The organism is Natrialba taiwanensis DSM 12281, assembly GCF_000337595.1.
Taxonomy (GTDB): Archaea; Halobacteriota; Halobacteria; order Halobacteriales; family Natrialbaceae; genus Natrialba; species Natrialba taiwanensis.
The window spans coordinates 26,107-47,166 of sequence record NZ_AOIL01000029.1 but is presented as its reverse complement, the minus strand read 5'-3'; the positions used below and the strand labels follow the sequence as shown (position 1 = coordinate 47,166).

Annotated in this window: 18 protein-coding genes; 11 read left to right on the top strand and 7 right to left on the bottom strand. The window is 64.8% G+C overall.

Annotation, left to right across the window (positions count from 1 at the left end; all coding sequences use genetic code 11):
• Positions 1 to 62: 62 nt before the first annotated feature.
• Both C484_RS08580 and C484_RS08575 read right to left on the bottom strand, forming a co-directional pair.
• Complete coding sequence (locus C484_RS08580) at positions 63 to 2,288, bottom strand: IucA/IucC family protein (RefSeq protein WP_006825542.1); 2,226 nt, start codon at positions 2,286 to 2,288, stop codon at positions 63 to 65.
• Positions 2,289 to 2,393: 105 nt separating this feature from the next.
• Positions 2,394 to 3,131, bottom strand: a complete 738-nt coding sequence (locus C484_RS08575; RefSeq protein ID WP_006825541.1) for an NAD(P)/FAD-dependent oxidoreductase — start codon at positions 3,129 to 3,131, stop codon at positions 2,394 to 2,396.
• Positions 3,132 to 3,302: 171 nt separating this feature from the next.
• Between C484_RS08575 and C484_RS08570 the strand changes: the two genes are divergently transcribed.
• Both C484_RS08570 and trkA read left to right on the top strand, forming a co-directional pair.
• Positions 3,303 to 3,824, top strand: a complete 522-nt coding sequence (locus C484_RS08570) for an SRPBCC family protein (protein ID WP_006825540.1) — start codon at positions 3,303 to 3,305, stop codon at positions 3,822 to 3,824.
• A 238-nt stretch (positions 3,825 to 4,062) separates the two neighbouring features.
• A complete protein-coding gene (gene trkA / locus C484_RS08565) occupies positions 4,063 to 5,400 on the top strand; it encodes a Trk system potassium transporter TrkA (protein ID WP_006825539.1) in 1,338 nt (445 codons plus the stop codon).
• A gap of 51 nt (positions 5,401 to 5,451) precedes the next feature.
• On the opposite strand, the gene C484_RS08560 is transcribed toward trkA, so the two are convergent.
• Positions 5,452 to 6,585: a M42 family metallopeptidase gene (locus C484_RS08560; protein ID WP_006825538.1), complete on the bottom strand. Its 1,134-nt coding sequence runs from the start codon at positions 6,583 to 6,585 to the stop codon at positions 5,452 to 5,454.
• A 147-nt stretch (positions 6,586 to 6,732) separates the two neighbouring features.
• Between C484_RS08560 and C484_RS08555 the strand changes: the two genes are divergently transcribed.
• The 4 genes from C484_RS08555 (at position 6,733) to C484_RS08540 (ending at position 11,396) form a co-directional block, all read left to right on the top strand.
• The gene (locus C484_RS08555) at positions 6,733 to 7,899 is read left to right on the top strand and encodes a thiolase C-terminal domain-containing protein (protein ID WP_006825537.1); all 1,167 of its coding nucleotides are present in this window, start codon (positions 6,733 to 6,735) and stop codon (positions 7,897 to 7,899) included.
• A complete protein-coding gene (locus C484_RS08550; protein ID WP_006825536.1) occupies positions 7,896 to 8,285 on the top strand; it encodes a Zn-ribbon domain-containing OB-fold protein in 390 nt (129 codons plus the stop codon). The genes C484_RS08555 and C484_RS08550 overlap by 4 nt, the downstream gene beginning before the upstream one ends.
• 188 nt (positions 8,286 to 8,473) lie before the next feature.
• On the top strand, positions 8,474 to 9,328 hold the full coding sequence (locus tag C484_RS08545; protein WP_006825535.1) for an NAD+ synthase: 855 nt from the start codon (positions 8,474 to 8,476) through the stop codon (positions 9,326 to 9,328).
• 451 nt (positions 9,329 to 9,779) lie between these two features.
• Entirely contained in the window at positions 9,780 to 11,396 is a 1,617-nt protein-coding gene (locus C484_RS08540; protein WP_006825534.1) for a BCCT family transporter, read from the top strand.
• Between the two features lie 47 nt (positions 11,397 to 11,443).
• Here the strand turns inward: C484_RS08540 and C484_RS08535 are convergent, their stop codons facing one another.
• From C484_RS08535 to C484_RS08525, 3 genes are all read right to left on the bottom strand, one after another.
• On the bottom strand, positions 11,444 to 12,517 hold the full coding sequence (locus tag C484_RS08535) for an alpha/beta fold hydrolase (protein ID WP_006825533.1): 1,074 nt from the start codon (positions 12,515 to 12,517) through the stop codon (positions 11,444 to 11,446).
• A gap of 223 nt (positions 12,518 to 12,740) precedes the next feature.
• Positions 12,741 to 13,910: a methylmalonyl Co-A mutase-associated GTPase MeaB gene (gene meaB, locus C484_RS08530; protein ID WP_006825532.1), complete on the bottom strand. Its 1,170-nt coding sequence runs from the start codon at positions 13,908 to 13,910 to the stop codon at positions 12,741 to 12,743.
• Complete coding sequence (locus C484_RS08525) at positions 13,907 to 14,365, bottom strand: cobalamin B12-binding domain-containing protein (RefSeq protein WP_006825531.1); 459 nt, start codon at positions 14,363 to 14,365, stop codon at positions 13,907 to 13,909. The genes meaB and C484_RS08525 overlap by 4 nt, the downstream gene beginning before the upstream one ends.
• A gap of 224 nt (positions 14,366 to 14,589) precedes the next feature.
• Here C484_RS08525 and C484_RS08520 point away from each other — a divergent pair, with 224 nt between their 5' ends.
• A complete protein-coding gene (locus C484_RS08520; RefSeq protein ID WP_049915171.1) occupies positions 14,590 to 15,264 on the top strand; it encodes an HD domain-containing protein in 675 nt (224 codons plus the stop codon).
• 248 nt (positions 15,265 to 15,512) lie between these two features.
• Here the strand turns inward: C484_RS08520 and C484_RS08515 are convergent, their stop codons facing one another.
• The gene (locus tag C484_RS08515; RefSeq protein WP_006825529.1) at positions 15,513 to 16,193 is read right to left on the bottom strand and encodes a LysE family translocator; all 681 of its coding nucleotides are present in this window, start codon (positions 16,191 to 16,193) and stop codon (positions 15,513 to 15,515) included.
• 677 nt (positions 16,194 to 16,870) lie between these two features.
• Here C484_RS08515 and C484_RS08510 point away from each other — a divergent pair.
• The 4 genes from C484_RS08510 (at position 16,871) to C484_RS08495 (ending at position 21,027) form a co-directional block, all read left to right on the top strand.
• On the top strand, positions 16,871 to 18,343 hold the full coding sequence (locus tag C484_RS08510; RefSeq protein WP_006825528.1) for an aldehyde dehydrogenase family protein: 1,473 nt from the start codon (positions 16,871 to 16,873) through the stop codon (positions 18,341 to 18,343).
• A gap of 116 nt (positions 18,344 to 18,459) precedes the next feature.
• Positions 18,460 to 19,554 carry a phosphotransferase family protein gene (locus C484_RS08505; protein ID WP_006825527.1) on the top strand — a complete coding sequence of 365 codons (1,095 nt, stop codon included), beginning with the start codon at positions 18,460 to 18,462 and terminating at the stop codon, positions 19,552 to 19,554.
• Positions 19,555 to 19,627: 73 nt separating this feature from the next.
• Positions 19,628 to 20,194 (top strand): class I SAM-dependent methyltransferase, encoded by a 567-nt coding sequence (locus C484_RS08500; RefSeq protein ID WP_049915180.1) that lies wholly within the window; start codon positions 19,628 to 19,630, stop codon positions 20,192 to 20,194.
• Positions 20,195 to 20,283: 89 nt separating this feature from the next.
• Complete coding sequence (locus tag C484_RS08495; protein ID WP_006825525.1) at positions 20,284 to 21,027, top strand: TlpA family protein disulfide reductase; 744 nt, start codon at positions 20,284 to 20,286, stop codon at positions 21,025 to 21,027.
• Positions 21,028 to 21,060: the final 33 nt, after the last annotated feature.

Sequence of the window (21,060 nt, the reverse complement as noted above, 5' to 3'; positions counted from 1 at the left end):
CCGGTATTCTCCCGGCAGTGTGTTAAGGGTAGCGAGGCGCTACCCGGTATCCAACGGCCCGCTCAGGTGGGGTCGATCACCGCTCGCCCCGCCGGCGTCAGCGGGTTCGATACCTCGCTGGTCACGTACTCGTGGCGCTTGCCCCGTAGTCGCATCGCGGTCAGGGCCTTGTGAGTCGCTCGCTCCGCAAACAGCGCGCGCTCGTCGCGACGAACTCGGGAATTGGGGACCGCCGTATTGGCGCGGACCTGCTCGAACGCTTGTTCGCAATGCGCCCGAATCCGGACCCAGCACGCCCGCTCGTCGACGGCCGTTTCGGCGGCGATCGTCGCGACGAGTTCAGCGAGGTGGTTCTGAAAGAGTGCGTAGTACAGTTTTCGGTGGAGGTCGCGCTCGCCGTCGGCGTCGAGGTCCGAGTCGGGGTAGGGCGTAAACGAGAGTCCGTGCTCGCCGAGGCGGCCGCTGTGCACGCGAATCCCGCCGAGGTCGCGGACGAGCGTCCCGATCGGATGCGCGCGTTCGCGATCGAGGACGAGGAGACTGTTCTGGAGGTGGCTCTCGAGGGCGATGCCGTACGTCGTCAGCAGGCGTAGCTGCTCGGGGACGACGACGCCGGCGTACGCGTCGACGAACGCGAGCGCCGCCTCGGCAACGGTCGTCGTCTCCGTCACTGTCGCGTAGCGCTCGATGAGATCACGGACGAGTGGCCGCCCCGTCGCAGGCGACTCGGCGAGCAGGCTCGACGCCACCACGGGAATCGCGTCATCTGCGCCCCCAACCAGCGGGTGTGCGAGGGGATTGGTCCGAACCAGTGCCGAGAGGTGACGGGCGTCGTCGAACTCGTCGCCGGCCGTGTAGGGCTGCGAACCGCCGGGCGGGTAGTAACACGTCGCTGCCGGCTCCGGGACGATTCCCAGCGACTCGAACGATTCCCGCGCTGCAATCTCCCTCATGAGGGCAGTCACCCGCGGGCCATTCGTGACGGCCTGTGGGGACAGCGTCCGAACGACGTTCGTCGTCTGGACATCGATCGCGAGTTTGAGGTGCGAAAGCGGCCCGTCGGCCGTCCGCTCGCTCTCGAACGGGACCACCGTCCGGAGATTGAGCTGAGGCGTCGCCGGCCGGCTGCACTCTGGTATCGGGACGATCCGCCCGGACGCACACTGTCGCGCGTAGCGCTCCGGTACCGTGTGATGGTACTGGAACGGGTGGACCGGAACGACGGCGTACGCGGCTGCATCGGCCGACCCGGGGATCGCTCGCTCGAGCGCCGCCTCGAGCCCGTCGAACAGCCTGAACAGGCGAGTGGTCAGACTCTCGCCATCCGCACCCCTTGACCGTGTTTCGAGCGCGGCGTCCCGTTCGATGGCGACGAACCGCAGGTCGACTCGGTCGGTGAACTCGGGTGCGTACGCAAGTCCGTCCGCAGCGGTCATCCCGCGGCGAAGCTTCCCAGCCGGATGGAACGGGTGACCGTCGGTAACGATTCGCTCGAAAGCGGCGGCGTCATCGGCAGCAGCGATACCCGCCTCGATCGGTTCCAAGGGGGAGTCGGTCGCCGTTTCCGCTGTCTCCGCCGCCGTCTCGACCGCTCGCGCGTGAACACCCGTGGCGAGTCGCGCAAGCGCGAGGTTCGCGACGCTTTCGGCGACTTCCTCCCAGATTCGATCCGCCTGTGCGGCGTCGGAAAATCCGCCCTCGCGTTCGAGCAGCGAAACGAGTTCACCAGGCATCCCAACCCGCGTCGCGGACGGGGCGGCGCGGGCGTTCGCTACGGTTCCCGACGAGCGGGCCGTCGACAGCCGGGACACCGGACCGACGAGTCGAAAGCGGTCGTATCCGTGCCGGCGTGCGATCGGTGCGACCAGAACCGTCTCCGAAGCCGGAAACGGGAGCAACGCGAGCTGCCGGCACGTCGTCGGAAGCGGTGTGACTGCTTCGAGCAGTTGCGTCCCATCGAACGCGGTGCGTTCGAAGCCCTCCGCGTCCGGGATAGCGGGCGACTCGCGCTCCACGACCCGTGCAGTTGGAACGCCGGCAGGTCGCCCGCGGAGCACCCCGTGGACGAACTGGTGCAGAATCTCGCGCCGGGCGAACTCGAGCGCCTCGAGAAACGCCTCCTCGGCGGAGACGGCGCGGTTTCCATCGCTGGTCTCACCACTGTCACAGCCACTGTCGCCGCCGTTACCACGGGCGTTCAAATAGCAGACTGCCGCTCCGAACGCGTCTCGTTCCGCGATCGTTCGAAGGCGAATCGGCGTGCAGTCGCGCTGGTTCAACCGGGTCATACTCGCATCACGACGGTATCTGCACTCCCACAGAGATCGTGATAACTTGATGGGGGGATCGGCACTTGCTGCAGTCGGTGCACCTGAACTCGAGTTCAGGCGGAGTCAGTCCTGTTCGACGCTCGGGTGCATCGTCGGCTGGTCGTCAAGCGGCTCCGCGAACGCCTCGAGCATCGTCTCCCTCGCCCGCTCGTCACGTTCACGTCGTTCGTCGTCGTCGATCTCCTCACACCCCGGCGGCACGTCGCGGCCGCGGCCGGTGAAGTAGCCTTCCGGGGCGACCCAGTCGTGATAGAAGTTGACATCGGAGTCGTGGATCACGGCAAGGCCGACCGTCGCGCCGTGGCCCGCCGCGACGATTGTCTGGTGGGGTTCGCCGGCGAGTCGGCCGGCGGCGTAGACGCCGTCGACGGCCGTTCGCCCCGCCTCATCGACGGAAACGAAGTGTTTGCTGCCGCGTTGTGTCCGGCCGACATCCAGCGGGACGAGATATTCGCTGTCGGACCAGGAGGCGGCGACGATTCGGCGCGCCTCGATCGGGTCGCCGCCGTCGGTTTCGAGGACGAACCCCGCTTCAGGGTCGGTGTCGTCTCGGCGGTCGGCGCTCGTCACCCGCCCGAGTTCGAACGTTGCACCGGCGTTTCGCGCCTGTTCGCGGGCCAGTTGCAGGTACCGGCGGGCGTCGACGCCGTTCGGGAAGCCGGGGTAGTTCTCGAGGCTGGCGTTGCGTGCGAGGATGGACTCGCCGCCGTCGATGACGAGCGTGTCGAGTCCTGCGCGCGCGGTGAAAATCGACGTGGCGAGGCCGGCGACGCCGCCGCCGACGATACAGAGATCGTGCATGGATGGTCGTTGTCCGGCACGGCTATAGAGGTTGTTCTCGGCGGCGGAAGACGAGCAGCGAGCGGGCAGGTGTTGGTGCATGGATGGGTATGGCGGTGAAACCGGAGGAGGAGAGGAATGCCGGGCTACAGCAATGAGAATCCTTACGGGCGGGCCCGTCATACTGCCGCCGTGGACAGAATTCTCCTCAGTACCGTTGCCTATCGTTCGCCGGAGGAGGTCTTTCCGTACGTGCGGTCGTTTACCGACTATCCGCGCTATACGGAGCACTTGACGGACGTTCGCGTCCACGGCGACGGCGGTGTCGGCTCGGTCTACGATCTCCGACTCGCCTGGTGGAAACTCAGCTATACGGCCCGATCGGAGGTGACGTCGATTACGCCGCCCGAATCGCTCACGTGGGAGTTACGGAACAATCTCGCCGCTCGCGGCGAGTGGCGGATCGAACCGGAACCCGACGCCGCCCCGCCGGAAGAAGAGACCGCAAGCCGGATCTACTTCGAGGCGGTGTACGATCCCCACTCCGCGGACGAGAACGCGATTTCGCTTCCCCGGTTCGTCTCGCTCGACTGGGTGATCGGGAAGGTCAAGCCGCGACTCCTGAGCGAGGCCAAAGGCGTCGTCAGCCGACTCGTGGAAGACATCGAGGGCCGGCCCCGCGACGTAGAATTAACTGTTCACGAGTTACCCTGATCCGCGATCCGTGGGCCGACGGTGCCGGGTTCGAAACGGCCACTCTTCTATCCACTATGGCTGGCTGGACCGGCACAGTCACGTCTGCTGGCAGACAATTCTTACGCCGTGCCCGCGTACGTGGCGTATGGAACAGGCTGGCGTCTCTCGACGAACTGGAACCCGCTGCCCTCGAGACCGGCACCAATACCGGAGTACAGTGAGCACCACTGCCGACGGCGGCGGCCGGTGATTCGCGATGCGCGTCATCGTCGTCGGTGCCGGCGAGGTCGGCACCCACATCGCGGACAGTCTCGACCAGGATCACGAGGTCGTCGTCGTCGACCGCGACGAGCGCCGCGTCGACTCGATCACCTACGAACACGACGTGATGGCCATCGAAGGGGATGGCACGTCCGGACAGATGCTCGACGAAGCCGGCATCGACGAAGCCGATCTGGTCGTCGCAAGCACTGACGACGACGCGACGAACATCGTTGTCTGCGGCGCGGCCAAAACCGTCGACAACCCGTTCACGATCGCGCGCGTGAAAAAGACGGACCTCCTTCGCACCTGGGAACGCTCGGACGGCGCATTCGGCGTCGATGTCATGGTGAGTACCGATCTTCACACGGCCGAGACGATCGTCGATATCGTCAACCTGCCGGGCGCGCGTGATGTCGACAGTTTCGCGAACGGACTCGTTCGCATGGCCGAGTTCGAAATCAGCCCGGACAGTCCGGTCGCCGGCAAAACCGTCGCCGACGCCGACCGGTTCGAATCGCTGACGTTCGCCGCACTCATCCGGGACGACAACGTCGTCGTCCCGACCGGCGAGACCGTCATCGAGGCCGGCGATGAACTCGTCGTCATCGGCTCCGTCGAAAACACCCGCGAGTTCGCCGGCACACTGTCGCCACTACCGACGCTCGAGGAAGCCGACGAAATCGTCATCGTTGGCGGGAGCGAGATCGGCTATCAGACGGCGCGGCTCTTCGAGGAGCACGGCCTGGAATCGCGACTCGTCGAACGCGACCCCGATCGCGCGCGTGAACTCGCCGAGCAGTTGCCGAAGACGCTCGTTCTCGAGAGCGATGCGACGGATATCGACTTTCTCGTCCGCGAGCACGTCGGCGAGTCGGACATCGTCATCGCTGCGCTCGATAGCGACGAGAAGAACCTGCTCGTCTCCCTGCTGGCGAAACGGATCGGCGTCGAACGGACGCTCGGTGTCGTGGAGTACGGCGAGTACGTCGATCTCTTCGAGACGGTCGGCATCGACGTTGCGGTCAACCCGCGGTGGGTGACAGCGGAAGAGATTACCCGGTTCACCAGGGAGCAACGGACCGAGAACCTCGCAATAATAGAACACGACCGCGCGGAGGTGCTCGAGTTCGAGGTCGACGACGAGAGCCTGCTGGTGGACGCGCCGATCCGCGAGGCGATCGCTGAACTCCCGGACGGGGTCGTGATCGGGGCGATTACGCGCGACGGGGAGTTGATTACGCCTCGCGGCGAGACGCGGGTCCAACGCGGAGACCATGTGGTTGTCTTCGCCGAGACGCCCGTTATCGACGTGGTTGCGGCGGCGTTGTGAGTACGAGGGGTGGAGAGGGCTGTCGGCGGTTACAGCGAGGGCTGTCGGCGGTTACAGCGTATAGTCGTGCTCGCTGTCCTCGCTGGCGAGGAACGCTTCGAGGAGGTCGATCGTCGCCGCCACGTCGTCGACGTGGGCGGTCTCCGTGACGGTGTGGAGGTACCGCGTCGGGATCGAAATCGCGCCGACGGGTTTCGCCCCGGCCGTGTGCTGGAATCCGGCCGTATCGGTGCCGCCGGCGGGCAGAATCTCCACCTGCGAGTCGATTCCCGCCTCGTCGGCGACGGCCTGGAGGCGGCGATGGACCTTCGCGTTCGTGATGACGCTCGAGTCTTTGAGTTTGATCGCAGCACCCTCGCCGAGTTCGGTGACGCGCTCGCCGCCGCCGAAGCCGGGAACGTCGTTGGCGACGGTCACATCGAGTGCGATGGCGAGGTCCGGATCGACGTCGACGCCGAGGGCGTGAGCGCCGCGCAGGCCGACTTCCTCCTGAACGGTGGCACAGAAGTGGATCGTCGCGTCGAGATCAGCGTCCGCGAGCCGGCGGGCGGCCGAGAGCATCGCGAACAGGCAGATGCGGTCGTCGAGGGCTTTGCCGGTGATCGTCTCGCCGAGGCGCTCGGTGGACTGGTCCATCGTGACGAGATCGCCCGGCGAGACGCGCTCGGCGAGTTCGCCGTAGGGGAGGCCGGTGTCAACGTAGAGGTCCGAAACGTCGGGCGTCCGCTCGCGTTCGTCCTCGTCGAGCGTGTGCGGCGGCGGGGAGCCGATGACGCCCGGCAGGTCGCCACCGTCGGTGTGGACGGTCACGCGCTGAGCCTTGAGAACGCGCGCGTCCCAGCCCCCGAGCGGTTCGAGTTCGAGGAAACCGAAGCCGCCTCCGTCCTCGCCGCCGGTGCTATCGCCGTTCGTCCCGTCTCCCGTCCGTCCGGCGCTCCGCACGTGCCGAACCATAAACCCGATCTCGTCCATGTGCGCGGCGACGGCGACCGAATACTCGGAGTCACCCTCCAGCGTGGCGACGACGTTTCCCATCGTGTCAGTTTGGACGCGGTCGGCAAACGAGTCGAACTCGTTGACGACCAATTCGCGAACGCGGTCCTCGTAGCCGGGGACGCCGCTCGTCTCGGTCAGATCGGTCAACAGGTCGAACTCGAACGGAATCGATTGTTCCGTGTCACTCATACACACTACTGTGTTCGAGGTGGGTATAAACGCGCGGAAACGGTGCGTACTCGGGCGGCGGTTTTTTATTCACATTCCGAATCAACATTCCTGATGGACTCGTCGGCAATCGCGGAGTATTAACGGATCGGCGAAGTACGAGTGTACATGACTGGCGTACGCGTCGCAGGAACAGGGTTGACCCCGTTTGGAAACGCGCCCGAACGGACGAGCAGGGATCTCTTTGCCGAAGCGAGCAGCGCCGCCTTCGCGGATAGCGGCGTCCCCCGAGAGGATGTCGAAGCCGTGCTCTACGGCAACTTCATGGGTGAACTCGCCGAACACCAGGGTCACCAGGGGCCGCTGATGGCCGAAGCCGCCGGTGTGCAGGCACCGGCCACCCGCTACGAATCAGCCTGCGCGTCGAGCGGAATGGCCGTTCGCGACGCCGTTATGCGCGTTCGCAACGGCGAACACGACGTGGTCCTCGTCGGCGGTGCCGAGCGCATGACTAACCTCGGGACCGCCGGCGCGACCGAAGCGCTCGCCATCGCGGCCGACGAACTCTGGGAAGTGCGAGCGGGGATGACCTTCCCCGGCGCGTACGCGCTGATGGCCAAGGCGTACTTCGACGAGTTCGGCGGCGGCCGTGAGGACCTGGCCCATGTCGCCGTCAAGAACCACGAGAACGCCCTGCCCAACGAGAAGGCCCAGTATCAGAAGTCGATCGAAGTGGCAGAGGCGCTCGACGCGCCGACGGTGTCGAGTCCACTCAGCCTCTACGATGCCTGTCCGCTCTCGGACGGGGCGTCCGCGCTGGTGCTGACGAGCGAGGCGTACGCCGAGGCACACGACATTGACGCGCCGGTCGCGATCACTGGCACCGGCCAGGGCGGCGACCGGATGGCGCTGCACGACCGCGAGTTCCTCGCTCGCTCGCCGGCCGCCCGCGAGGCCGGGGAAGCGGCCTACGCGGACGCCGGAATCGGCGCGGGTGACGTAGACGTTGCGGAGGTCCACGACTGCTTTACGATCGCCGAAGTGCTCGCGCTCGAAGCGCTGGATCTCGAACCCGTCGGCGAGGGCATTACGGCCGCCCGCGACGGCCGGACGACAGCTGACAGCGACACGCCGATCAACCTCTCGGGCGGGCTGAAGGCGAAGGGACACCCGGTCGGCGCGACCGGCGCGTCACAGATCGCCGAAGTGGTGAAACTCCTCGCCGGCACGCATCCGAACAGCGAACACGTCGCCGACGCGACGACCGGCGTCGCCCACAACGCGGGTGGAACGGTCGCCAGCGCCACCGTCCACGTCCTGGAGGTGGCAGAATGAGCGACGAATCCGCCCGCGACGCCGGCTTCGACGACTGGCTCGACGCCGCCGAAACCGGGGACGCCTACTACCTCGAATGCCCGGCCGGCCACACCTCCCTCCCCCCGCGGCGGCTCTGCCCGACCTGCGGCGCGGCTGAACTCGACGAGCGACCGCTTCCGGAAATGGGCGAGATCGAGACGTTCACCGTCACGCACGTACCGACGCCCGCCTTCGAGGACGATGCCCCCTACGCGACCGCGATCGCCGACTTCGGTCCCATCCGCGTGACCGGTCAGGTCGTCGATCTCGATCCCGACGCGGTCGACACCGGTCTGCCCGTCGAACTCGACGTCACGAGTTCGGAAACGACGGGGGAACGGGTGATCGGGTTCAAGACGGTCTGAGACGGACGGCTGTCGGTCAGTTCCAGCGCACCCGCAAATCGGTCCTATGAGTTCACCAGGCAATCGGTACAGCAGTCCGTATGAGCCCGAGCGCCGCCGTGGTAGCGTTTCTTCGATTTCGAACACGCCGGTCGCACATTGTAGGCAGGTGCCTTTTATGTCTTGGTCCCGCTAAACCGGGCGTTCGCATGGCGAACCTCTACGAGCAGACGCAGGACGAGATCGAGCCGGTTGACCTTCAATTCGCTGCAGACGAGATCGATGCGCAGCTCACACATCTCACCGAGTTCATCCGAAAGCGCGTCGACGCCGCGGACGCCGATGGCGTCGAAATTGCGCTCTCCGGTGGCATCGATAGCACGACGACGGCCCACCTCGCCGTCGAAGCGCTCGGGACCGAGAACGTCCACGGGATCATCCTCCCGAAGGCGGTCAACGAAGCCGAGAACATGAGCGACGCCGAACGCGTCGCCCAGGACCTCGGGATCGAGTACGAACAGATCGGCATCGACCCGATCATGGATCGCCTCCTCGAACTCGCCGACGCGGAGTCCGACAACGAGTCCGAAGCCCAATGGGAGGGCCGCTACGTCGGCAACACGAGCGCCCGCGTGCGAATGACAACGACCTACCTGATCGCCAACCGCGAGAACCGACTCGTCCTCGGCACCGGCAACCGCGCCGAACTCGCGACGGGCTACGTGACGAAGTACGGTGACGGCGGCGTCGATTGCAACCCGCTCGGGAACCTCTACAAACAGCAGGTCCGCCAGCTCGCCGCCGCTCTCGGCGTGCCGGAAGTCATCGTCCAGAAGACGCCCACCGGCGGCATGGTCGACTACAAGAGCGACGAGGAAGAACTCGGATTCGACTACGATACGCTCGACGCCGTCCTCGCGTTCTACATCGACGGGAACCTGCCAGCCTCGGTCGTCGCTCGGCTTACCGAGACGACGGTCGACGGCGTCGAACAGGTCGCAACGATGCACGAGGAGAGTTCACACAAACGACCCCCACCGGCAACGCCGGAGCCACTGTTCTAAGCTACCCAGTCCACCGCATCGAGAGCACGAGTTCGGACGAGCACCGTGCATATCACGACCATCGCGACCGTCACGAACACCGCGAGCGGATGGGTGCGGATTCGAGTCGACCGACCGAACGACACGGCTTGGACCGCCACATCGATCGGCCGACCTGACAGGATACATGTCGCTTTCCAGTCCCGAGTCGCCGTCGAGTTCGAACGCCCGGACGTGTTGTTTCGGGACGAAAGCGGTGGGACAGTCGTTCCCCTGTCATGTTCAGCTCCAGTGACAGTGATAGTCAATCACAGCCGTCTGCAGGCCGCACACAGCACACGCGGACACTCGTACAGCCGCTGACACGACACACCACATCATACCGATACCGATATCGATACCCATCAGTTCACCAGTGACACCAATGACAGCCCCCGACAACACACCTCACACGGACGGCAGTGATGAACGCATGAGTCGACTCCAAAACGCCTGGGACGAGTTCACGACTGAACTCGATTACGTCGTTTTCGGTGCCGGCGTGCTCGTCACGGCGCTTACCGTTCTCGGATTCGTTCTTCGCCAGGAGACAACAGCCGATCTGATGGACAGTACCAACGAGTTCCTCTGGTCGAACTTCGGGTGGGCGTACCTGCTGATTATGTTCGCCCTGATAGTGTTCGTCGGCTTTCTCATCTTTAGCCCCTGGGGGAACATCACGCTCGGCGGAGACGACGAGGAACCGGCCTTTCGATTTCCCGCGTACTTCGCGATGTTGTACTCGGCGGGGATTGCGGCGGGAATCGTCTTCTGGGGGCCGGCGGAGGCGATTTTCCACTACGATACGGTCTCGCCGTTTCTCGATGCCGGCTCGCAAACCCCCGAGGCAGCCGTCGGCGCGATCCAGTACACGTTCTTCCACTGGGGCATCTCAGCGTGGACGGCCTACGTCGTCCTAGGGATTCCGATCGCCTACTACGGCTACCGGTACGACGCGCCGCTTCGGATCTCGACGATCCTCACGCCGTGGATCGGACTCGACAATCTCGACCGTCCGGTCGCGAAACTCGTCGACATCCTCGCGGTGTTCGCGACGATCGGCGGCGTCGCGGCGACGCTCGGGTTCGTCGGCAACCAGTTCCTGACCGGTCTCGAGTGGACGACCGGCACCTCGGTTGGCGATCTGACGACGGTCCTCGTCATCACCGGTCTGACGGTCGCGTTTACCGTCTCGGTTACGCTCGGCGTCCAGAAGGGCATCCGACGAATCTCCTACTTCAACCTCGTGTTGTTCCTCGTCCTGCTCGTCTCGACGCTCGTGCTCGGCCCGACGCAGTACATTCTCTCGGTCGGGACGCAGGCGCTCGGCGGCTACATCAACGAGTTCATCACGATGAGTTTCTACACCGGTGCCGGCGCTGCGGGCGGTGGAAGCGTCGCGGACTGGATCGGCGAGTGGACGGTGTTCTACTGGGCGTGGTGGTTCTCGTGGGCCCCGTTCGTCGGGCTGTTCATCGCCCGCATTTCGCGCGGGCGGACGGTTCGACAGGTCGCCGTCACCGGCGTCGTCGCCTCGACCGGCGTGACGATTCCTTGGTTTGCGACGATGGGCGGATCAGCTATTTTCGCTCAGCAGCGTGGCCGGGCGGACATCCTCGCCGTCGTCGGCGAACTGGGCGAAGGGGCTGCTGGCTATCCGCTGTTCGAGACGTTACCGCTCGGCGGCGTGTTAGCGGCGATGTTCCTCGTGCTCGTGACGACCTTCTTCGTCACGTCGGCCGACTCCTCGACGCTGGCACTGGGGATGTTGACCACGGGCGGAGCGAGAGAGCCCTCGACGATCAACCGCGTCGTCTGGGGACTGCTCATCGGCGCACTCGCGTCGCTGCTGATGGTTACCGGCGGCGTCGATGCGTTGCAAGCGGCCGCGATAATCACCGGCGGCCCGTTCGCGATCATTACGCTGGTTGCAGCCGTCTCGGTCGCACTCGCGTTCGGCGACCGCGAATCGATGTTCCTCCGCGAAGAGGACGACGTGTCGGTTCCCGGCTCGGACGAAGTCATCGACAAGGATGTCGCAGACGACTAACGGCACGTCGGGTCATCAGTCAGCGCCACACACCACCTCGTGACAGCTCACGCGTTCTCGCCGAACCCGACATCGGCATCCCCCGTATTCCCCTCCAGTAACTCCGCCGTGAGATACGCGACGAACTCGTCCGGATGCTCGGCGTGGGGCAACTGCGTCGCGTAATCGATCGCAACCAGATCGAGATCCGCCGCTTCCGCCAGGTCCCGCCCCTCGCGCAACGGCACGAGTTCGGCGTCGCGCCCCCAGATCAGCGTGGTCGGCGTCTCGAGCGCCGCGAGTTCGGTCGCCAGATTGAACTCGTCGGTCATGGCATCGGGCTCCGTGGTTGTGTCCGCAGTATCGCTTCCGTCACCGGTGCCGGTATCGTCACCAGCACCAGCATCAGCGCCGGTATCGGTATCGGCACCCGGATCGAGCATTCCCGCCGCAAACGACGCCGGTGCGTAGCGGGCTCCCGGCTGGTGGGCGCTCTGCCAGGCGTAGCTAACCGTTTCCTCATCGATCCGCTCGGGATCGTAGTAGCCGTCGCGGTCGTAGAAGTACCGAATCGAGGGCGTGCTCGCGAGCAGGTTGAACAGCGTCGTCCCCACGACCGGTGCCCGGAGCAGCGTCCGGACCCATGGTCGCGCCGTCCCCGTGTCGTCCGTCGGACAGATCAACACGAGTTCGGCGATATTGGACTCCCGCGCAGCCCCGACCGCGAACGACCCCGTGAGCGAGGAGGCGACGACGATCGGCTCGTCCGTCACGTCGCTCACGAAGTCACGAAGAAACTCGATGTAGAGCGTCGGCGAATAGACCAGCGGCGGGCGCTCCGAGCGGCCGAAGCCGGGAAGATCGACCGCGTAGACGTGATAGTCTTCCGCCAGTCGCTCGAAGATTTCGCTGAACTCGTGGCTGCTCGCGCCGGCGTGGACGCCGTGACACAGGAGCATATCGGGATCGTTCGGATCGCCGGCGACCGTGTAGGTGGTTTCGATGCCGCGCCAGCGGTAGGTTCGCTCGACGCCGGTGAACGGGTTCTCGAGGTCGCCGGCGCGTCTCGTGAGGAGGCGGTTGCCGACGATGGCTGCACCGACGGTTCCGATGGCCGCTCCGAGGACTGTACGGGCTTTCATGGGCGAGGGCTACATCGGGGACGGTCTTAGAAGTAGGGTTACCGTCCATCAGGGTCCAGTCGCTGGGTGGCAAGTCACGGCGGGAGTTCGACGGTGGCTCATACGGTCTGCTGTAACGATTTACCGGTGCGACCGCGTCCGTCATGCGGTTGCGCCGGAAATGACTTACAGCAGTCCGTATCACACGGTAGTGGTCAACGGCGGCGAGCAGGAGACGGTCGTCTTAGTGTCGGTCGGCGTCCGACTCCGATTCGAGTCCGGGGGCCTGCACAGCCGCTTCTTCGAGACAGGCAGCGACTGGTGAGAGCACGTCGGTGGCGATCGTGTAGGGATCGGTATCGCCGGTACGGACGGCTTCGGCGAGGTCCTCGACGCCGCCGGCCTCCTCGAGTTCGGTTTCGAGCAGCGTGTTGATGTCCTCGCGAAGGAGGGTGCGGATCTCCTCGGCGTAGCGCTCGCGGACCTTCTCGGCGTGGGTGCCGGAGTCGACGAGGAACGACTTGTGGGCGGCGAGTTCGTCGATGAAGGTGTCGACGCCAGTGCCGTCGGTGGCGACGGTTTCGACGATGGAGGGGGTCCATTCGGCGGGGCTGTCGGTGTCGTTACCGTCTCCGTCTGCGCCTGCCTCTGCGTCTGTGTTTCCGCCTCTGTCTTCGTTTCCGGCTCCAGTTCCGGCGGTCGGTTCGGTCCTGTCGTCGGCCATCGCATCAGCACCGTGGTGTCCGGACCCGCCGAAGCCGACGCCCTCGCCGATGTGGAGCATCTCCCGGAGTTCCTGGACGGTCCGGTCTGCGCCGTCGCGGTCTGCCTTGTTCACCGCGAAGACGTCCGCGATCTCGAGGATACCGGCTTTCAGCGTCTGTATCGAGTCGCCCGAGCCCGGCGGGACGAGGACGGCGACGGTATCCGCCGTCCGGACGATATCGACCTCGTTCTGGCCGGCGCCGACGGTTTCGATGATGATCTTGTCCTTGCCGAAGGCGTCCATCGCCTTGACCGCGTCCGCCGTGGCCGTCGAGAGGCCGCCAAGCGTGCCGCGGGCGCTCATCGAGCGTACGAAGACGTCCATGTCGCCGATCGTCGACGCCATCCGGATACGATCCCCGAGGACGGCACCGCCGGTGAAGGGCGAGGACGGATCGATCGCGATGATGCCGACCGTCTCGCCGCGCTCGCGGTAGGTTTCGGCGAGCTTGTCGACCAGCGTCGACTTGCCCGCGCCGGGACTGCCCGTGATCCCGATCACGTCGGCGTTGCCGGTGTGGGCGTAGAGTGCAGAGACCAGCTCGCGATAACCAGGTGCGCGATTCTCGATCTTCGAAATCGTCCGGGCGAGTGCGCGGTGCTCCCCGGCCAGCAGGGCATCAAGGAGTTCTCGATCGTCGGCGTTCATCGCTCGGGTGCGTTTTCGCGGACGAACTCGATGGTCTCTTCGATCGACGTGCCGGGACCGAAGATCGCGGCGACGCCTTCGTCTTCGAGTTCGGGACGGTCTTCGTCGGGGATGACGCCGCCGACGAGGACGAGGGTATCCTCGCGTGCGCCGTACTCTTCGAGGCCGTCCATGATCTTCGGGACGAGGGTGTCGTGTGCGCCCGAGAGGATCGAGATGCCGAGCACGTCGACGTCCTCCTGGACCGCCGCCTGGACGATCTCGTCGGGTGCCTTGTGTAGTCCCGAGTAGATAACCTCGAATCCGGCGTCACGAAACGCTCGGGAGATAACGTGTGCACCGCGGTCGTGGCCATCGAGGCCGACCTTGGAAACGAGACACCGAATCGAGCGGTCCCGTTCCGCCGTCTGTGTGTGGTGCTGTGATTGGGAGTCCTCGTCCTGATCGCTGCTCATACCCGTGCCTTCCGCGGCCGCCTGTTTGACTTTAACGGAAATTGTGGCAGGATCAGGAATAGCCCGCACGGTCGACCGCTACCAGTCGCGTCGGCCCAGTTGCAGACGGCCAGCACTTCGTTTGCTACTGTGTGAATGAGTCTCCCCCGAACCAAAGGCTAAAGAGCGAAACGACCGAACATTCTGGTAATGACTATCGTTCGTCTCTTGCGGAGGGATCTCTCGTGGGCGTCGAAATAAAAGAACGCAGGGTTACCGATGCCGAGTTTGAGGAGATGACGGCGTTCGTCTTCGAATATCTCGCGGCCAGCGTCGAAAAAGAAGAGGAAGGCGGCCGAATGCGCTGGTACCCGTGGCACTCCGCCGAGTACCGGCACAACCACATCCTCAACGTGGTCGAACTCGCGACGGAAATCGCCCGCGAAGAGGGTGCCGACGTCGATGTCACTCGCGTCGCCGCCCTCTTTCACGACGTGGCCAAACTCGAAACCGATCAAGAACTCCACGCCGAGGCCGGTGCCCGCGTCGCCCGCGAATACTTAGAATCGCGCGGCGAGTTCCCCGAATCGTTCGTCCACCAGGTGTGTCGCGCCATCGAACAACACTCCTACCAGGGCGATCTGACCGACCTGGCGCTCGAAACGCAGTGTCTGATCGAAGCCGACTTACTCGATAAGGTCGGCGCAAACGGCACCGCACTCATGCTGTTGCGCATGGGCTACGAAGCCCGTACCCACATGGACACCGACGAAATGGTCGAGCGCGTCCTCGAACGCGGCTACAACGCCGCCTCGCGCGTCGAAAGCGAGACCGCCGAGGGCATCGCCCACCAGCGCCTCAAACGCGTCAAGTGGTTCCGGGAGTGGCTCGAAGACGAAATCGCGGGCATGGGCGACTGAACCGAACCACCTCGAACCACCCAAACCACCTGAACCCAACGCGTGGCGATGAACTCGTTCGACCGCCGATTTTCCCCGACACAGTCGCTTTTCAATCCAGTCCGCAGCCGAGCGTGAGACGGCTGCCGTTCCGACGGCGAGCGAACCGATCGATGGTGGGCCCAGCGAGCGGTCACGAAGAGTACCAGCACCAGTAGTACGAGAAAAAGAACGGCGATCCGAGCCACTATCGCGATCGTCTCGATCGATTAGACAATCGCAAGCGTTCCGACGACGAGAAAGAGCGCGCCAAATCCGACGAGAACGACGGCGCTCAGGGCGGCGATCGCCGGTGCGAGGGCGTCGACGCGCCGCCCGGCGGCGGCAAGCGCCGCGGGATAGGTGACGATCCAGACGGCGATCCCGCCGAAAAAGCCGACCAAGAGTTCGGGAGAGCCGGTCTGGACGACGAGCGAGCCCGCGAGGACGGAGTCGATGGCGGGCACGTGGGCGAAGATATCGAGGGTTCCGGGCTGGAGGAGGCCGACGCCGACCGTGAGCCAGAAGCCGAGCTGGTAGGGATTGGTCAGCGAGAGGGCGAACGTTTTGCGAAAGCCGGCGGTTGAGTCGGTCTCGCCGTCGGTGAAGGCGGCGGTGTGTCGTGCCTCTTCGATCGCCCCGAGCGCGAAGTACAACATGAGGATGCCCCCGAGGAGGTACAGCGCGGGTCTGATCGCGGGATAGCGGTCGATGAGCGTGACGACGCCGGCCAGGACGAGGACGAAGAAGACCACGTCGGCGAGCATCGCACCGAGGCCGGCCCAGAAGCCGGCGGTCCAGCCGCGCAGCACGCTCTCCTCGGCGATGATGGCGTTCATCGGCCCCGGCGGGGCTGCGAGGGCGATTCCGAAGACGACGCCCGCGAGGAGCGTCCCGACAGCACTGAGCACGTGTAGTCGAGTTATAGTGGGAGTGGCGATGTGAAAAGGACAGCGACTGCGGCGAAGAAGGTCCAAAGACGGGGACGAGTGCAATCGAGTATTCGCTTCGTTCCCGGCGGCGAGTCGTCCGAGGATCGTTTGGATGTTGGAGCCGATCGTGCGTCGAGCCCTGTTTTCAGGCCGACTACCCGCATCCCGCGGACGACTGGTCCGGCTACGACTTCGGTACAAGCCCGCATGCAAGCCATGCCTCGGCTTCTCCATTACCCTGGTTTCAGACTCTGTAAGGCAGACTTCCGATCTAATTGGGTACGGATACTGTCTTCTAGTTGCCATCCGTCGTACAAAATGGATGCTCCTTCGTTCGGGAGCTTTATATCTCGGTGGGACGCATAGAATCATGCTTCGGTCCCTCGCGGGAAGAAGCGATGTCCCGGCCGACACCCGCCGGGGCATGTTCCACCCCTGTCCCTCGAATCGACGAGCACCAGCGCTGCGCGTGCCACGTCGCGCCGATAACCACACGAGGTATCATTTTCACCAATAATCCGTCGATATGATACCAGATATGATTAACACCTCCGAAAACAGATACTGACGCTTATGTGAATCGCCTTCGTCGGTGCAGAGACGGCAGCCCGCAGTGCGGAGCCACCAGGCCCGCTGCGGGGCCCCAGCGACAACCCATGACAACGACACTCGACTCCGAGAACGACATCGAACTCCGGGACCAGTATCGACCGTACATCGACGGCGAGTTCAGCCAGTCGGACGCCGACGAGCAGTTTACGACGACCGATCCCGCGACCGGCGAACCGCTCGCGACGGTCGAGGCCGCCACCGCCGAGACCGTCGACCGCGCGGTCGCGGCCGCTCGGGAGGCGGCACCGACTTGGCGGGCGACCGCGCCGGCCGAACGCGGCCGCATCGTCCATCGAATCGCGGATCTCATCCGCGACAACGCTGCTGAACTCGCCCGGATCGAGAGCCGCGATCAGGGCAAGCCGCTCACGCAGGCCCGCACCGATGTCGAGGGGGCCGCCCGGTTCTTCGAGTACTACGCCGGCGCGGCCGACAAACTCGAGGGGAAACACGTTCCGACCGGCCAGGACGCGCTCAATATCACCGTTCGGGAACCCTACGGCGTCAGTGGGCAGATTATCCCGTGGAACTTCCCGCTGAACCTCACTGCCCGTGGCATTGCGCCGGCGCTGGTCGCGGGTAACACCGTCGTCGCAAAACCCGCACCGACGACGCCGCTTTCCGCGCTCCACCTAGCGGACCTGTGCCAGCAGGCGGGCGTTCCGGACGGCGTCGTCAACGTCGTTACCGGCGGTAGCGAACCCGGCGCGGCCCTCACCGCCCACGACGGCGTCGACGCACTCACCTTCACCGGCAGCGTCGCGACCGGCCAGACCGTGATGGAAGCCGCGGCCGAATCCCTTTCGCCCGTCACGCTCGAACTCGGCGGCAAGAATCCGGCCGTCGTGATGCCCGACGCCGACCTCGACGAGGCCGTCTTCTGGACCGCCGTCGGCATCTTCACGAACGCCGGACAGATCTGTTCGGCGGCCGACCGCGCGCTGGTCCACGAGTCGATCTACGACGAGTTCGTCGAGCGGATCGTCGAGCGGGCCGAGTCCTACGAGTTGGGGCCGGGCGTCGACGATCCGGATATGGGGCCGCTCAACCACGAAGCCCACTACGAGGCGGTGCTCGAGTACATCGACGCAGGGATCGAATCGGGCGCGACCCTCGAAACCGGCGGCGAACCGCTCGACGACGACGGCTACTTCGTCCCGCCGACGGTTTTCTCGGACGTCGACCCGCAGTCCAAGATCGCCCAGGAGGAGATCTTCGGCCCCGTGCTGACGGTGATTCCGTTTTCGGACCGCGAGGAAGCGATGTCGATCGCGAACGACGTCGAGTTCGGCCTGACGGGCGGCGTCTTCTCCCGCGATATCAAGCAGGCGCTCTCGATGGCACACGAACTCGAGGCGGGCGGCGTCTACGTCAACGAGTGGTTCGGCGGCTCGGTCGAGACGCCCTTCGGCGGGATGAAACAGAGCGGGATCGGCCGCGAGAAGGGACTCGAGGCGCTCGATTCGTACCTGCAGACGAAGTCGATCTCGGTGAACCTCGACGAGCGAGGACGGTAGCCGTCCCGACGGGAATCGTCTTACTGCGGCGTACGATCCGGTTTTGGCCGATACACCGTCACGCAGCACTGGTTATTTCCGTCGATATTTTATAAAAAGCGATACTGTTTTGGAGTATGAGCGGGACGGAGACGGCCATCGACGCGGCCAGCCTTGAAGCGTACCTTTCGGGGGAGTCGGGAATCGATGTCGGCGAAACCCGGGTCCTCAACGACGGTCTCAATTTGACGCTCGAGATTTCGACCGCAAACGACGAGCAGCGGTATGTCTTGCGACGACCGAATAAGTTGCGACGGACGGACTTGTTCATCGGCGTGAAACGGGAGTATCGCGTGCTCCGAGCGCTCGGTGACACCTCGATTCCGACGCCGGAGCCGGTCCTGTTTTGCGACGATGCTTCGGTGATCGGGAACTCGTTTTTCGTCACCACGTTTCTCGAGGGCTCGACGATCCCGCTCGGGTCGGATCTCCCGGAGCGGTTCCAGAACGAAACCTCGCGAAACGACGTGGCGGCGAACCTGATAGAGACGCTCGCCGCGATTCACTCGCTGGACGTTGCCCCGTTCGAGGAGTGCTGTAACCGGCAGTCTCCGCTGAATCAAATCGATCGCGCAACCGCCCGACTCAATGAGACGGCGACCGTAACGGGCCGCGAACTCCCGCTGCTTCGATCCGTTGCGGAGTGGCTCCGCCAAAACGCCCCCGAGGAGTCAAAACGAACGGTCGTTCACGGCGACTTCAGACCGGGAAACGTGCTTTTCGCCGCCGGCGATAACCCCAAGATAACCGGCGTTCTCGACTGGGAAACGGCGATGATCGGCGATCCGCTGACCGAACTCGGCTATCTCTTGCTCCGCTGGGGGGACGAGAACGATCCGACACCGCCGCTCGACGAACTCGAAGCGCGGTATTCGAACGAAGACGCGATTCAACAGTTGAGAGCGGCGAACGAAAACGGACTGGCTCCGTTTACGATGCGGCCGGGGAGTCCCAGCCGTCGGGAGCTCGTTACTCGCTACGAGGACGAGACGGGAATCACGTTCGAAAACGAACGGTTCTACCGAGCCCACACGGCACTGATGCTCGCGACGGTGTGGGCGGACCTTCACCGCCACCGAATCGAAGCGGGGAACGAGTCTCACTGGGAACCACACGTCGAGTATATGGCACGAATCGCACACAGCATCGCCACTGGCGAGTTCGAACTGTAGACGAACCGTGAGGACGTATCACCGAACCGAACGCGACCTCCACAATCATACCCTCTCGACGCGAACCACGAGTATGGGATTTCACACCTACGACCCCGACCGCGCCGCCGCGCTCGAGGACGAGAGCCGCTACCGCTGGTGTTCGCGCGAGGAACTGCTCTCCCTGCTCGAACCCCATGACGGGCTGACGGTCGCCGATCTCGGCAGCGGCACCGGCTTCTACGCCGACGATGTCGCCCCGTTCGTCAACACCCTCTACGCCGTCGATGTGCAAGCGGAGATGCACGAGTTCTATCGCGAAAAGGGGCTCCCGGCGACCGTCGAGCCGATTCACGCGCCCGTCGACGACCTGCCGCTGGCCGAAGACAGCCTCGACGCCGCCTTTTCGGTCGATACGTACCACGAGTTCGCGAGCGAGGAGAGCCTGACTGAACTCGGGCGGGTGCTGCGGCCGGGCGGGCGACTGGTGACGGTCGACTGGTCGGCGACGGGCGAGCGGGCGGCGGGGCCGCCGCTGTCGGAGCGGTTCTCGCTCGGGGAGGCGGTGACGGCCCTTCGCGAGGCGGGGTTGGTGGTGACGCAGGCGACGGAGCGACTGGAGACGTACGTCTGTGTGGCTCGCAATTCGCGGGGCGAGTGAGAGTGAGCGTGAGCGTGCGCGAGTCGGGCATTAAAGCGACGCAAACGCTGCCCACCGATTCATGACACTGCGCGGTGAGAGGGTAGGCTATGCGTACCACCGGATCGACGCTACCGTGGAGAACCACCCGACGGTCCCTGCTTGCCGCGACGGCGACGAGCGGAACGACACTGGCGGCGCTTGCCGGCTGTCTGGATCGCTCCGGCGGCGATGGAAGCGACGAAACCGACGCCACCAATAGCACCGGCGACGAAAATGACACCGACGATTCCGCCGATCGATCCACCGTCTCCCCGTCCCTCCCGATGGACATCACGACAGTCGACGGCCCGGGGAGCGAGGCCGGGACGATGACCGTCCCGCCAACCGAGGGTATCATGCTCCTCAATTTCACCCGCGTCCACTGCCCGACCAGCGAGGGTCTCCACTCGACGCTCGGAACCGTGAGACAGAAACTCATGGATGAGCCCCAGCAGGATTCGTCGGACGACGAACTCGACTACACCGTCGGCCCCGACGGAACCGTGACGATGTTCTCCGTCATCGACACCACCTACGGTGCCTCGCCCTCGCCGGCTGAACTCGGCGAGTGGTGGGCCGCTCACGACGGGAACTGGACGATCGGCATGGACGAGGAAGGCACGTTACAGGATGTCTACGAGGTCAGAGGAACGCCAACGACGATCGTCATCGACGCCGACGGGGAGGGTTACTGGCGAGACGAGGGCGGCACGACGACCGCGAACTTCGTGACCGGCGTCACGGAGACGCTCGAGACGATCGGCGACGCTGAAACGACCACGGCAACGGACACGAACGAGACGAGCGGGTAATCGTCCCTGGGTCTGCGGATCACAGCCACCTGT

Excerpts from the sequence above, each read along its gene's own strand:
- C484_RS08535 (WP_006825533.1), bottom strand. The coding sequence starts at position 12,517 with ATGAAAGCCCGTACAGTCCTCGGAGCGGCCATCGGAACCGTCGGTGCA.
- meaB (WP_006825532.1), bottom strand. The coding sequence starts at position 13,910 with ATGAACGCCGACGATCGAGAACTCCTTGATGCCCTGCTGGCCGGGGAG.
- C484_RS08555 (WP_006825537.1), top strand. The coding sequence starts at position 6,733 with ATGACTGGCGTACGCGTCGCAGGAACAGGGTTGACCCCGTTTGGAAAC.
- C484_RS08545 (WP_006825535.1), top strand. The coding sequence starts at position 8,474 with ATGGCGAACCTCTACGAGCAGACGCAGGACGAGATCGAGCCGGTTGAC.
- C484_RS08575 (WP_006825541.1), bottom strand. The coding sequence starts at position 3,131 with ATGCACGATCTCTGTATCGTCGGCGGCGGCGTCGCCGGCCTCGCCACG.
- C484_RS08510 (WP_006825528.1), top strand. The coding sequence starts at position 16,871 with ATGACAACGACACTCGACTCCGAGAACGACATCGAACTCCGGGACCAG.
- C484_RS08500 (WP_049915180.1), top strand. The coding sequence starts at position 19,628 with ATGGGATTTCACACCTACGACCCCGACCGCGCCGCCGCGCTCGAGGAC.
- C484_RS08580 (WP_006825542.1), bottom strand. The coding sequence starts at position 2,288 with ATGACCCGGTTGAACCAGCGCGACTGCACGCCGATTCGCCTTCGAACG.
- C484_RS08560 (WP_006825538.1), bottom strand. The coding sequence starts at position 6,585 with ATGAGTGACACGGAACAATCGATTCCGTTCGAGTTCGACCTGTTGACC.
- C484_RS08495 (WP_006825525.1), top strand. The coding sequence starts at position 20,284 with ATGCGTACCACCGGATCGACGCTACCGTGGAGAACCACCCGACGGTCC.
- trkA (WP_006825539.1), top strand. The coding sequence starts at position 4,063 with ATGCGCGTCATCGTCGTCGGTGCCGGCGAGGTCGGCACCCACATCGCG.
- C484_RS08550 (WP_006825536.1), top strand. The coding sequence starts at position 7,896 with ATGAGCGACGAATCCGCCCGCGACGCCGGCTTCGACGACTGGCTCGAC.
- C484_RS08505 (WP_006825527.1), top strand. The coding sequence starts at position 18,460 with ATGAGCGGGACGGAGACGGCCATCGACGCGGCCAGCCTTGAAGCGTAC.
- C484_RS08540 (WP_006825534.1), top strand. The coding sequence starts at position 9,780 with ATGAGTCGACTCCAAAACGCCTGGGACGAGTTCACGACTGAACTCGAT.
- C484_RS08525 (WP_006825531.1), bottom strand. The coding sequence starts at position 14,365 with ATGAGCAGCGATCAGGACGAGGACTCCCAATCACAGCACCACACACAG.